The 11803-nt window shown below is 66.8% G+C and carries 12 protein-coding genes; 6 read left to right on the top strand and 6 right to left on the bottom strand.

The window, feature by feature from the left end:
* The first annotated feature begins 145 nt into the window (after nt 1-145).
* Nucleotides 146-724 carry a GNAT family protein gene (locus V3B41_RS19825; RefSeq protein ID WP_049426670.1) on the top strand — a complete coding sequence of 193 codons (579 nt, stop codon included), beginning with the start codon at nt 146-148 and terminating at the stop codon, nt 722-724.
* 107 nt (nt 725-831) lie between these two features.
* Nucleotides 832-2325, top strand: coding sequence for a S10 family peptidase (locus tag V3B41_RS19820; protein ID WP_049426669.1), 1494 nt, complete (start codon nt 832-834; stop codon nt 2323-2325).
* A gap of 360 nt (nt 2326-2685) precedes the next feature.
* Here V3B41_RS19820 and V3B41_RS19815 read toward each other — a convergent pair whose 3' ends face one another.
* Entirely contained in the window at nt 2686-3807 is a 1122-nt protein-coding gene (locus tag V3B41_RS19815) for an inorganic phosphate transporter (protein ID WP_006431323.1), read from the bottom strand.
* Nucleotides 3808-3820: 13 nt separating this feature from the next.
* Nucleotides 3821-4447, bottom strand: a complete 627-nt coding sequence (locus tag V3B41_RS19810) for a DUF47 family protein (RefSeq protein ID WP_004152833.1) — start codon at nt 4445-4447, stop codon at nt 3821-3823.
* Between the two features lie 292 nt (nt 4448-4739).
* Between V3B41_RS19810 and V3B41_RS19805 the strand changes: the two genes are divergently transcribed.
* Both V3B41_RS19805 and V3B41_RS19800 read left to right on the top strand, forming a co-directional pair.
* The gene (locus V3B41_RS19805; protein ID WP_005408992.1) at nt 4740-6044 is read left to right on the top strand and encodes a hemolysin family protein; all 1305 of its coding nucleotides are present in this window, start codon (nt 4740-4742) and stop codon (nt 6042-6044) included.
* Nucleotides 6028-6687: an exopolysaccharide biosynthesis protein gene (locus tag V3B41_RS19800; RefSeq protein ID WP_049428963.1), complete on the top strand. Its 660-nt coding sequence runs from the start codon at nt 6028-6030 to the stop codon at nt 6685-6687. Before V3B41_RS19805 ends, V3B41_RS19800 begins: the two co-directional genes overlap by 17 nt.
* A 109-nt stretch (nt 6688-6796) precedes the next feature.
* On the opposite strand, the gene V3B41_RS19795 is transcribed toward V3B41_RS19800, so the two are convergent.
* The 4 genes from V3B41_RS19795 to V3B41_RS19780 form a co-directional block, all read right to left on the bottom strand.
* Nucleotides 6797-7294: a pyridoxamine 5'-phosphate oxidase family protein gene (locus V3B41_RS19795; RefSeq protein ID WP_049428962.1), complete on the bottom strand. Its 498-nt coding sequence runs from the start codon at nt 7292-7294 to the stop codon at nt 6797-6799.
* 69 nt (nt 7295-7363) lie between these two features.
* Nucleotides 7364-8359 carry an LLM class flavin-dependent oxidoreductase gene (locus V3B41_RS19790; protein WP_049428961.1) on the bottom strand — a complete coding sequence of 332 codons (996 nt, stop codon included), beginning with the start codon at nt 8357-8359 and terminating at the stop codon, nt 7364-7366.
* Nucleotides 8360-8551: 192 nt separating this feature from the next.
* Nucleotides 8552-9319: a sulfurtransferase gene (locus tag V3B41_RS19785; protein WP_197619680.1), complete on the bottom strand. Its 768-nt coding sequence runs from the start codon at nt 9317-9319 to the stop codon at nt 8552-8554.
* Nucleotides 9320-9613: 294 nt separating this feature from the next.
* Nucleotides 9614-9979: a DUF6164 family protein gene (locus V3B41_RS19780; RefSeq protein ID WP_049430657.1), complete on the bottom strand. Its 366-nt coding sequence runs from the start codon at nt 9977-9979 to the stop codon at nt 9614-9616.
* A gap of 70 nt (nt 9980-10049) precedes the next feature.
* Between V3B41_RS19780 and V3B41_RS19775 the strand changes: the two genes are divergently transcribed.
* Entirely contained in the window at nt 10050-10484 is a 435-nt protein-coding gene (locus V3B41_RS19775) for an FKBP-type peptidyl-prolyl cis-trans isomerase (protein WP_049430655.1), read from the top strand.
* A complete protein-coding gene (locus V3B41_RS19770) occupies nt 10471-11718 on the top strand; it encodes a TIGR03862 family flavoprotein (RefSeq protein ID WP_197633724.1) in 1248 nt (415 codons plus the stop codon). The genes V3B41_RS19775 and V3B41_RS19770 overlap by 14 nt, the downstream gene beginning before the upstream one ends.
* Nucleotides 11719-11803: the final 85 nt, after the last annotated feature.

The raw sequence follows: 11803 nt of genomic DNA, 5'->3' as shown, positions 1-11803 counted from the left end.
AACGGCTCTGACCCCACTGCCGCCAACCGGGTCGGAGCCCCTTCCTGCGGAAAGGGCTCCGACCCCATCCGCTCCGGAGCCATCCCGCCGCCATCGGCAAACCCTACGGCGCCATAATGCGCGTCCACCCGTGTGGACCATCGTATTGGCCAGCCACTCGTTGCTGTTCCCCGCCCTGCCGCTGCACAGCCCGCGGCTGGTGCTGAGCCCGATCCGCCGTGACGACGCGGCCGCGCTGTTCACGCTGCAGTCCAATCCGGACGTGATGCGCTGGTGGAACCACCCGGCCTGGACGCGTCCGGCCGAAGCCCGCGAACAGATCGACGACGATCTTGCCGCGCACGCCATCGGTACCCAGTTGAAGCTGGCCGTGCGCGAATCGCCCAACGGCCCACTACTGGGCATCTGCGTTGCGTTCGCCATTGATCGCGAGGCCATGCGGGCCGAGATCGGCTATCTGTTGGCGCCCGACCGCCAGGGCCAGGGATACATGCATGAGGCCCTGCAGCAGATGCTGGGCTATCTGTTCCGCACCCTGCACCTGCACCGTATCGAAGCCGAGATCGATCCACGCAACGTACCCTCGGCACATGTGCTTGACCGCCTGGGCTTCCACCGCGAGGGGGTGCTGCGCCAGCGCTGGCGCATCCAGGGTGAGCTTTCGGACTCGGCCGTCTACGGCCTGTTGGCCAACGACGAAGCGGCAACCGCCCTGCCCGCTTGACCCAATCTGGCCGCAACCGGCCAGCGCCCAGGCATGCCTTTGGACACATCCGGTGCGGCACCCACCGGCATAGCATCGGAACCCCCTTCCGTTGCCGATACGGTGCCATGAAGTCCCTGCTGCACACTGCCGCGCTCTGCGTCGGCCTGCTCATCGCCCCTGCCAGCGTGCTGGCCGCACCGGCCGACGCCAAACCCGACCAGAAGGATGACAAGAGCGAAGCGCCCGCACTGCCGGCCGATGCCTCGGTCCGCCAGAGCATGCGCCTGGCCGGGCGCAGCCTCGATTACACCGCCACGGTCGGCACCCTGCCGGTGCGCGATGACAAGGGCAAGGTGATCGCCGATGTGGTGTTCACCGCCTACACGATGCCGGGCAAGGACCGGCCGGTGACCTTCGCGCTCAACGGCGGCCCCGGTGCCTCGTCGGTCTACCTCAACATGGGCGCGATCGGGCCCAAGGTGGTCACCTTCGGTTCGGAGGGCGACAGCGCCTCGGCGCCGGCCACCCTGCATGACAACCCGGGTACCTGGCTGGATTTCACCGACCTGGTGTTCATCGATCCGGTCGGCACCGGTTTCAGCCGCGCGCGCATCGGCGATGACGAGGCGAAGAAGCAGCTGTACAACCCCAGTGCCGACATCGAGTACCTGTCGCGCTCGATCTACGACTGGCTGCTGCGCAACCAACGCATGGCGTCACGCAAGTACCTGACCGGCGAGAGCTACGGCGGTTATCGCGGCCCACGCATCACCCACTTCCTGCAGACCCGGCTGGGCGTGGCGATGAACGGCCTGGTGCTGGTATCGCCGTACCTTAGCCCGACGCTGGAAGACAACGCCGACGTCTCGCCGATGGCATGGATGCAGACGCTGCCGTCGATCGCGGCCGCGCACCTGGAGCGCCAGGGCAGGCTGACCGACGCGGCGATGCGCGAGGTGGTCGAGTACACCCGCGGCGACTACGCCACCGCGCTGATGAAGGGCCGCAGCGACCCGCAGGCGACCGAGGCGATGCTGCGCCGGGTGACCGAGCTGACCGGGCTTGACCCGCAGTTCGTGCGCCGTGCTGGCGGCCGTCTGGAAACCCAGGCCTACCTGCGCGAAGTGTTCCGCGACAAGGGCACGCTGGGCAGCCGCTACGATTCCAACGTGACCGCGTTCGATCCGTTCCCGAACGATCCGGAGCAGCGTGCCAACGATCCTCTGCTGGACAGCATCATCGCGCCGACCACCACGGCGATGGTCGACTTCGTGACGCGCGTGGTCGGCTGGAAGGTGGATGCGCGCTACCAGGCGCTGAACTACGACGTGAACCGGCTGTGGGACCGCAATGGCGATCTGCGCCAGGGCGCGGTGACCCAGCTGCGCCAGGCGGTGGCGATCGACCCGCATCTGCAGGTGCTGATCGTGCACGGCTGGAATGACCTGTCGTGCCCGTTCATGGGTTCGATCCTGACGGTGGACCAGATGCCGACGATGGGCAGCAACCCGGACCGGGTGCAGGTGCGTAGTTATCCGGGTGGGCACATGTTCTACAGCCGGGCGGACAGCCAGGCGGCGTTCCGGAAGGATGTGCGGGCGCTGTTCCAGCGCAATTGAGGGGGGCGGCCGGGCCTGCGGCCCGGCACCCGCTGACGGCAACGGCAACGGCAAAAGCTGGCTTCCTGAGGGCTGGCGAGGTGGGGTGGATATGCAGGACACGCCGTAAACCCGTCCATGGGGGCTCGATGGCGCCATCCATGGCGCCAACGGTCCTGCATATCCACCCCACCCCGCCGCTGACAGGTTCCTGCTGCTGTTGGTGGGTGCCGACCGTTGGTCGGCACGGGATCGGATCCCTGCTTCTGCTCTGGTAGGTGTCGACCTTGGTCGACACGATGTGTGCGGAAAAATTCTTTGCCCATGAAAAAGCCCGCCGGATATCGGCGGGCTTTTTCGTTTGCAACCTTGGCGTGGCGATCAGGTCCAGCCGAACAGCTCGAACAGCTTCAGGATCAGGTACGCACAGCCGCCTGCCGCCGGGATGGTCAGGATCCAGGCCCAGACGATGCGTTCGATCACGCCGAACTTCAGCGAGCGCGGGTTCTTGGCGAAGCCGACGCCCATGATCGCGGTGGAGATGCTGTGCGTGGTCGAGACCGGCATGCCGAAGTGGGCGGCCAGGGTCAGGATGGTGGCCGAGCTGGTCTCCGCGGCGAAGCCGTGGATCGGGTGCAGCTTGACCATCTTGTGGCCCAGGGTCTTGATGATCTTCCAGCCGCCCGAGGCGGTACCGGCGGCCATCACCACCGCACAGGTCAGCACGATCCACATCGCGATGCCGTCACCGGCATGCGCGTCCGGGTGCATGAAGGCAAGCCAGGACGGCAGGTCGTTCAATGCGCCGGTGGCTTCGGCACCGATCAGGGTCATGGCGATGATGCCCATGGTCTTCTGCGCGTCGTTGTGACCGTGGGCGAAGCCCATGTAGGCCGCCGAGGCGATCTGGGCCTTGCCGAAGAACGCATTGACGATGCGCGGACGGGCCAGGCGACCGATGGCGCCACCGATCTTGGCCAGGCCGGCGATCAGGCCCCACAGCAGCACCATCACCACGATGCCGAGCAGGAAACCGGCGATCGGCGAGGTGATCATCGGCACGAACACCTTCCACAGCAGGCCCTTGTTCTGGGCCCAGCTGCCCAGACGCTCGGACCAGATCAGCGCGTCCCAGTTGTTATGGGCCGCGGCCAGGCCGGCGCCGCAGAGGCCACCGATCAGCGCGTGCGAGGACGAGGACGGCAGGCCCTTCCACCAGGTGATCAGATTCCAGATGATGCCGCCGAGCAGCGCGCACAGGATCACCTGCGGGGTGACATCGACGACGTTGGTGTTGAGCAGGCCGGAGGCGATCGTCAATGCGACGGCCGTACCGGTCAGCGCACCGATCAGGTTCATGAAGGCGGCCAGCATCACCGCCCAGCCGGGCGAGAGCACCTTGGTCGCCACCACGGTGGCAATGGAGTTGGCGGTGTCGTGGAAGCCGTTGATGAACTCGAAGACGAGCGCGGCCAGGATCACCACCAGGACAAGGGTCAACATGCGGCGGCGTCCGTCAGCTGTTCTTCAACACGATCTGGTACGCCACCACGCCGGCCTCGCGGCAACGGTCGATGGCCTTTTCCAGGATCTCGAAGAATTCCTTCAGCAGGAACATCTGCAGGTTGTCCAGGCGACCGGAATAGATGTCGCGGTACAGCTCGAGCATCAGGCGGTCGGCCTCGTTCTCCAGCGAGCGCAGCTTCTCGTTCAGCGCGGTCATCCGGTCCAGGTTCATGTGGCGCAGGTCGGCCACCATCTCCACCACCACGCCGGCAGCCTGTTCCAGCATCGCCGCGCGCGGCGCGAAGTCGATGTGTTCCAGGTGGGTCGTGGCCAGCGAATAGCGATCGGCGAACTTCTCGATCTGCTTCGGAATCTTGTACAGGGCCGAACCCAGCGCTTCGATGTCTTCGCGCTCGATCGGGGTCATGAAGCTGTCCACCAGCGCCTGGCTGATCTTGTCCGAGGCCGCGCGTTCGCGCAGGCGGGCCAGCTTGAAAGCGTCCAGCGCGGGCTGGCGGTCGGCCTCGCGCAGCATGGAATGCAGCGCCTTGGCGGCGTCGGACGCCGCGACGGCGGCCTCATCGAGCAGGGTGTAGAACTGTTTGCCGGAACCGAAAATGGTCTGCAGAGAGAACATTGAGAAACCTGTCAGCCGTCGCGGGAAGGACGGCACCAGACGGAATTATGACGGCTAGATGACCATCTCGGGTATCCCCGCCCCCTTTCAAGGGCGTTGAACCCCCAACCTGAACAGGCGGTTGCCACCCTGCCACGCCCCTTTGCTAAGATGCCAGCGCGCCTTCGGGCGCACCTTATGGACGACGACCCTTATCCCCCAGCGCCGCGCCGGACCCCATTCCTGAGCGCCTGCCGCCATCGCAAGCACCCGCCCTCCCTGCCACCAACCGGGGACGACGCCCGTGTTTGAAATGATCCTGATTGTCTTCGCGCTTGTTCTGTTGAACGGCTTCTTCGCCATGTCCGAGATGTCGGTCATGACCTCGCGCAAGAGCCGCCTGAAGCAGATGGCCGCCACCTCCAAGCGCGCCGCCAAGGCGCTGGAGCTGTCGGAGAAGCCGGAGAGCTTCCTGTCCACCGTGCAGATCGGCATCACCGTGATCGGCGTGCTGACCGGCTACCTCGGTGGTGAAGCACTGGGCGAGGCCTTCGCCGGCTGGATCCAGGGCCTGATGCCGGGCTTCGCCTACGCCGGCAACATCGGCACGGCGCTGGCGGTCAGCCTGATCACCTTCATCACGCTGATCTTCGGCGAACTGGTACCCAAGCGCCTGGCACTGACCCGTTCGGAGGCCATTGCCGGCCTGGTGGCGATGCCGATGAGCTGGCTGGCCAAGCTGGCCCTGCCCTTCGTCTGGCTGCTGTCCAAGACCACCCAGCTGGTCCTGCGACTGTTCGGCCTGGGCAAGGATGAAGTCGCCTCGGTGACCGAAGAAGAGATCCGCATGCTGGTGGCCGAGAGCCACGAGGCGGGCGTGATCGATGCCCACGAGCGCGACATGATGAACCGCGTCATGCGCCTGGGCGACCGCACCGCCGACAGCCTGATGACCCCGCGCAACCGCATTGCGTGGCTGGATACCCAGGCCGGGCTGGAACGCAACCTGGAAATCATGGCCGAGCACGAGTTCTCGCGGTACCCGGTGTACCGCGACAACGACATGGACGTGGTCGGCGTGCTGGAGCTGAAATCGCTGGCCACGCGCATGGCGCGCGGCGACAACGCGCTGTTCCAGACCCTGCGCGAGCCCCTGTACGTCTCCGAATCGACCCATGCGATGAAGCTGCTGGAAATCTTCCGCGAGGAACAGCAGTCGATGGCACTGGTGGTGGACGAGTACGGCGAGATCCAGGGCCTGGTGACCATCAGCGACCTGATGGGCGCGGTGGTCGGCCGCCTGCAGGCGGTGGAGAACGCCGACGAGGATGCGCTGGTGGTGACCCGCGAGGACGGCTCGCTGCTGGTCGACGGCTCGCTGCCGATCGAAGACGTGCGTGAACTGATCGGCAGCAACGACCTGCCCGATGCCGAGGATGGCGACTACTACACGCTGGCCGGCATGTGCATCCACTACTTCGGCCGCATTCCGCACGCGGGCGAGTACTTCGACTGGGCCGGCTGGCGCTTCGAGGTGGTCGACCTGGATGGTGCGCGGGTGGATAAGCTGCTGCTGCGCACGCTGTCCGACGAGCAGGCCGATGAGCTCACCGCCTGAGGCCGGCCAGGGTCCGGGCATCGAGCGCCCGGCCTACCGCAACGAGGGCATCCGCACCCTGCTGGAGATGTTCGCCTCCGGTGATCCGGCCGAACACATGCCGCTTGGCCAGATCCTGTGCAACCTGCAGCAGAGCGCGTTCGGCGTATTCCTGTTCGTAGCGATCCTGCCCTCGTTCATTCCGATTCCGGGCATGGGCGGCGCGGTCAGCGGTCCACTGGTGGTCCTGATCGGGCTGCAGATGCTGTGCTGCCTGCGCCGCCCCTGGTTGCCCGGTTTCATTGCCCGGCGCGGGCCGAAGCGCGGCACCATGCACCGCTTCCTCGACCGTATCGATCGCCCGCTGCGGCGCCTGGACAAGATGCTGAAGCCGCGACTGCCCCAGCTGCTGACACCGCTGCCGGCGCATGCCTTCACCGGCCTGCTGCTGGTGCTGCTGGGCATCCTGCTGTCGCTGCCGATTCCCTTCACCAACTTCCTGTTCGGCTTCCAGTTGCTGCTGTTCTCGCTGGCGCTGCTGGAACGCGATGGTGCGCTGATGCTGTTCAACTGGATCGCGGCGCTGGCGGCGATCGCCTTCTTCGGCTTCAGTTCGGGGCAGCTGGTGGGTTATACCGTCGATCTGTTCCAGCGCTGGTTCTGAAAGCCGGAATTCACCGGGCACACCCCATCCACGCATGGCGTGGATCTACCGGGGGGATGCGGGTATCTGGATTCAGTAGATCCACACCATGCGTGGATGGGGCGTGCCCTCAGCGCAGATCAATGAAACCGTTGTCGGCCAACGCCGCCGGCTCGTCCTGCACCGCCGACAGCACGAAGGTCAGCGCCTTGCCCAGCAGCGTGCCCGGACCATCCCAGTATTCAGCACTGTCGGCGCGCACATGGATCAGGCGCAGGTTGGGGTCATCCTTGCCACCGGGGAAGAACAGCTTCATCGCCGGTGACCACAGCTCCTCGATCTTCGCGCGATCGTCGACCACGCGCGCGCGCCCCGCCACCGACACGTAGGTGTTCTTCGATGGAGAGGCGTAGGCCACGTTGACCCGCGGATCGAGCGCGATCTCGGCCACCTTCGGGCTGTCGCCGGTGATCACGAACCAAAGGTCACCGTCGAAGGCGACCTGCTGGGTGGCCAGCGGCCGGCTGTAGAGTCGCCCGTCGACGCCGGTGGTGGTGAACATCGCCACCTCCACGTCCTTGATCAGTTCGGCCAGCTGGGCAATGTGTTCGGCGCGGGTCTCGGCCATGGTGGGGACTCCAGAAGTAGGAGGCCCCATCAGACGCGGTTCGGCCGCAACAGGCCGTGACGCAATTGTTCAGCCCGCGTGGCGGGCATGCCAGGCGTGCATCGCCAGTTCGAACGAACGCAGGCGAGCGCGGTGGTCGTACAGATTGGCGGTGAGCATCAGTTCGTCGGGCTTGTGCCGTTCGACGAAGGCGGCGATGCCCTCGGCCACCTGCTGCGGATCACCCAGTACGGTGCAGGCCAATGCCCGCTCCACGCCCAGCTTTTCATGCGGTTCCCAGAAGGACTCGATGTCGTCGATCGGTGCCGGAATCTTGCCAGGACGGCCGCGGCGAAGGTTGACGAAACTCTGCTGCTGGCTGGTGAACAAACGCCGCGATTCGGCTTCGCTGTCGCTGGCGACAACGTTCAAGGCCAGCATCGCGTGCGGCTGTTTCAGCGTGGCCGAGGGGCGGAACTCGCGGCGGTACACCGCCAGCGCTTCGTCCATCACGTCGGGCGCGAAGTGCGAGGCGAACGCGTACGGCAGGCCCATCGAGGCGGCCATGCGCGCGCCGAACAGGCTCGAACCGAGGATCCAGGTCGGCACCCGCAGCCCCCCACCCGGAACCGCCTGCACTGCCTGCCCGGGCTCTACCGGTTCGAAGTAGTGCAGCAGTTCGCGAACGTCCTGCGGGAACTGATCGGCGCTGTCGAAGTAGCGGCGCAGTGCACGCGCGGTCGGCTGATCGGTGCCGGGTGCGCGACCCAGGCCGAGGTCGATGCGGTCCGGATACAGCGAGGCCAGCGTGCCGAACTGCTCGGCCACCTGCAGCGGCGCATGGTTGGGCAGCATGATGCCGCCGGCACCGACGCGGATGCGCTTCGTGCCCCCGGCCACATGGCCGATCAGCACGGCGGTGGCCGCACTGGCGATGCCGGGCATGTTGTGGTGTTCGGCCAGCCAGTAGCGGCGATAGCCCAGTGCATCGGCGTGCTGGGCCAGTTCCAGCATGTTGGCGAAGGCGGCGGTGGTGTCACTGCCCTCGCAGACCGGGGCCAGGTCAAGGATCGACAACGGGATCATCAGGCGGTTTTCCGTCACAGGATTCCCCATGCATGGGGTCGGCCGTGCGCAACGGCCAGTGACGGTGGCGGGATGCTGATTCCCGTGTGGCCGGTTCATCGCCCGCCGGATCGTGTAGAGCCGAGCCCGTGCTCGGCTGCCATTCGTCGACCAACAGCAGCCGAGCATGGGCTCGGCTCTACGGAAGCACGGTCAGAACGCGCTCGGGCGCGGCTCCGGCAGCGGCTGATCGACCATCGGCTTCAATTCTGCATCCAGCGCCACGCGCTCATCGAACACGAAGCAACGCCCCTCGTAGCCTTCGCCGCCCACTGCCTCGAAGTAACCGAGGATGCCGCCGTCGAGCTGCAGCACATTGTCCATGCCGTCGTTGACCATCCACAGCGCGGCCTTCTCGCAGCGGATGCCACCGGTGCAGAAACTGACCACGGTGCTGTCCTTCAGCGCCTCGCGGTGCGGCGCCAGCGCCCCGGGCAGGTCGGTGAACTTGTGGATGGGCAGCACCAGCGCGTCCTTGAAGGTGCCGTACTCCACCTCCTGCAGATTGCGCGTGTCGAGCATCACCACCGGCTTGCCGGCGTCGTCATGCCCCTGGCGCAGCCACCGCTGCACCGTGGCCGGATCGACCGCCGGCGCACGCGGATAGTCCAGCGGCTGGCCATCATCGCGGCGGAAGCTGATGATCTCGTCCTTCACCTTGGCCTTCAGCCGCGCGAACGGCTGGTGCTCGCTCAGGCTGGTCTTGACCCGCATGTCGGCGAAACGCGCATCGGCATGCAGCGCCGCATAGAAGCCCTCGATGGCCTGCGGCGCGCCGGCCAGGAACAGGTTCAACCCCTCGCCCGCCACCAGGATCGTGCCGCGCAGCTCCGCCGCCTCGGCACGCGCCAGCAGCTGGTCGCACAGGGCCTGGGGGGCGTCGATGACGGCGAAATGGTAGGCAGCGGTATTGGCGATCATCCCGCCATTTTAGCGCCAGACAGCCAAAGGGTCAGATTTTCACGTTCATCCACGCATGGCGTGGATCTGCTGTGTCGACCAAGGTCGACACCTACCAACAGCCGCGGGGAACTGTCAGAGGCGTGGCGGTGTGGGCAGGCGGGACCGTTGGCGCCATGGATGGCGCCATCGAGCCCCCACGGACGGGTTCACGGCGTGTCCCGCCTGTCCACACCGCCACGCCATCCCACGGAAACCAGCTTTTGACGTTGCGGTTGCGTCTGCGGGTGCCGGGTGCAACCCGGCCGAAACCCCTTACCCCCGCAACAGCACGAACGGCAGCAGCACCAGCGCCGCTGCACCCACCATCCCCAGCAGCACCAGCACCACATAGACCGGCCGTCGCCGGAACAGGCTGCCGAAGGTCTCGGCGGTGCCATCACGCAATGCCTGCTCACGCTCAGCGCGGATACGAGGACCGCGCTCGGCCTGGTACTCGGCCATCAGCGCCTTCGCGCGCGGATGATCAGCGTCCTCGCGCAGCCACAGGCCGCCATTGGAAATGCCCCACGGGCTGGGTTCGGTGCGATACCAGGCGATGCCGTGCTGGTCGAGCAGCGTGCAGACATCGGCATATTCGTCGTCACCGACATTGCGCAGATTGAGCAGGAGTTTTGCCATGTACCCATGATACCCGGCGCCGATGCGCTACCCTTGCCGCCCTCGCCCTGCGCCCTTCCGGAGACGCCTGATGCGCCGCCTGCTGCTTCCCCTGCTGCTGTCCCTCGCCGCCGCTGGCTGCACGACCGAACCGTCCGGCCCGCCGCCCGGGGGCACTCTGACCACCTTCGAGCGCATCGATACTGTGCCCGGCACCGGCGCCGAAGCCGTCTCCGGCAGCAAGGTGACCGTGCACTACACCGGCTGGATCTACGACAACCGCACCGAAACCAAGCACGGCAAGACCTTCGACAGCTCGGTCAGCCGTGGCGAACCGTTCACGTTCGCGCTGGGCGCAGGTCAGGTCATCCGCGGCTGGGATGAGGGCGTGGCCGGCATGAAGGTAGGCGGCAAGCGCACCCTGATGATCCCGCCGGACTACGGCTACGGCGACCGCCGCGTCGGCCCGATCCCGGCCGGCTCGTCGCTGGTGTTCGACGTCGAGCTGCTCGATGTCAAACCGTAATACCGCACTGCCCCAGCGGGTCGCCGTCATCGGCGGCGGCCCGGCCGGCCTGTTCGCCGCCGAGCGCCTGCGCACCGCTGGGCTGGAGGTCGACCTGTACGAGGCCAAGGGGTCACCCGGCCGCAAGTTCCTGATCGCCGGCAAGGGCGGGCTCAACCTCACCCATTCCGATCCGCGGCCGTTGTTCGACAGCCGCTACCGCGAGCAGGCCGCCGTGGTCGGCAGCTGGCTGGATGGCTTCGACGCGCAGGCATTGCGCGACTGGGCCGCCGGCTTCGGCGTGGAGACCTACGTGGGCAGCTCTGGCCGGGTGTTCCCGGTCGACCGCAAGGCAGCGCCGCTGCTGCGCGGCTGGGTGCGCCGGTTGAAGGATCAGGGTGTGCGCCTGCATGCCAACCACCGTTGGATCGGCTGGAGCGACGACGGCGCCCTGCGCTTTGCCACCGAGGCGGGGGAAATCGATGTGCACCCCGATGCCACGGTACTGGCGATGGGCGGCGGCAGTTGGCCGCAGCTGGGCAGCGACGGCGCCTGGGTTGCGCCACTGCAGGCGTGTGGCGTGGACATCGCGCCACTGCAGTCAGCCAACTGCGGCTTCGACGTGGACTGGACCCCGTTCTTCGCCCAGCGCAATGCCGGTGCACCGTTGAAGCCGGTAGTTGCACACTGGATCGACCTGGCCGGACAGCCACAGTCGCTGCAGGGCGAATGCGTGGTCAGCGAGTACGGCATCGAAGGCAGCCTGGTCTATGCGCTGGCAGCGGACCTGCGCGAGACCATCAACCGCGATGGCCACGCCATGCTGTGGCTGGACCTGGTGCCCGGCCGCGACGAAGCGCGCCTGCTGGCCGACCTGTCGCGTCCGCGCAAGGGCCGCAGCTTCGGCGAACACCTGCGCCGCCAGGCGGGCCTGGATGCGGTGAAGGCCGCACTGGTGTTCGAGAGTCTTGGCAAGGAGGCCGGCAACGATCTACCGGCCGTGGCTGCCACGCTCAAGCACCTGCCGCTGCGCCTGCTGCGGCCAAGGCCGATGGCCGAAGTGATCAGCACCGCCGGTGGCGTGCGCCTGGATGCGATGGATGACGGCCTGATGCTGCGGGCAGTGCCCGGCGTGTTCTGCGCCGGCGAGATGCTGGACTGGGAAGCCCCCACCGGCGGCTACCTGTTGACCGCGTGCTACGCCAGTGGCCTGCGTGCTGCTGAAGGCGTGATCGGGTGGCTGGCGGAGCGGTGACGCCTGCCTTGTAGCGTCGAGCCATGCTCGACTGCGCTACCTGTAGAGCCGAGCCCACGCTCGGCTTGAATCAAAAGCAGCCGAG

It is taken from the genome of Stenotrophomonas sp. SMYL89 (assembly GCF_036319985.1).
In the GTDB taxonomy this organism is placed as follows: domain Bacteria; phylum Pseudomonadota; class Gammaproteobacteria; order Xanthomonadales; family Xanthomonadaceae; genus Stenotrophomonas; species Stenotrophomonas maltophilia_Q.
Note: the sequence above shows the minus strand (reverse complement) of the source record. Positions and strands in the feature narration are given on the sequence as shown.

What these genes read in the sequence shown, in the direction of transcription:
- V3B41_RS19820 (WP_049426669.1), top strand. Translation starts at nt 832, where the DNA reads ATGAAGTCCCTGCTGCACACTGCCGCGCTCTGCGTCGGCCTGCTCATC.
- V3B41_RS19815 (WP_006431323.1), bottom strand. Translation starts at nt 3,807, where the DNA reads ATGTTGACCCTTGTCCTGGTGGTGATCCTGGCCGCGCTCGTCTTCGAG.
- V3B41_RS19810 (WP_004152833.1), bottom strand. Translation starts at nt 4,447, where the DNA reads ATGTTCTCTCTGCAGACCATTTTCGGTTCCGGCAAACAGTTCTACACC.
- V3B41_RS19805 (WP_005408992.1), top strand. Translation starts at nt 4,740, where the DNA reads ATGATCCTGATTGTCTTCGCGCTTGTTCTGTTGAACGGCTTCTTCGCC.
- V3B41_RS19800 (WP_049428963.1), top strand. Translation starts at nt 6,028, where the DNA reads ATGAGCTCACCGCCTGAGGCCGGCCAGGGTCCGGGCATCGAGCGCCCG.
- V3B41_RS19795 (WP_049428962.1), bottom strand. Translation starts at nt 7,294, where the DNA reads ATGGCCGAGACCCGCGCCGAACACATTGCCCAGCTGGCCGAACTGATC.
- V3B41_RS19790 (WP_049428961.1), bottom strand. Translation starts at nt 8,359, where the DNA reads ATGATCCCGTTGTCGATCCTTGACCTGGCCCCGGTCTGCGAGGGCAGT.
- V3B41_RS19785 (WP_197619680.1), bottom strand. Translation starts at nt 9,319, where the DNA reads ATGATCGCCAATACCGCTGCCTACCATTTCGCCGTCATCGACGCCCCC.
- V3B41_RS19780 (WP_049430657.1), bottom strand. Translation starts at nt 9,979, where the DNA reads ATGGCAAAACTCCTGCTCAATCTGCGCAATGTCGGTGACGACGAATAT.
- V3B41_RS19775 (WP_049430655.1), top strand. Translation starts at nt 10,050, where the DNA reads ATGCGCCGCCTGCTGCTTCCCCTGCTGCTGTCCCTCGCCGCCGCTGGC.
- V3B41_RS19770 (WP_197633724.1), top strand. Translation starts at nt 10,471, where the DNA reads ATGTCAAACCGTAATACCGCACTGCCCCAGCGGGTCGCCGTCATCGGC.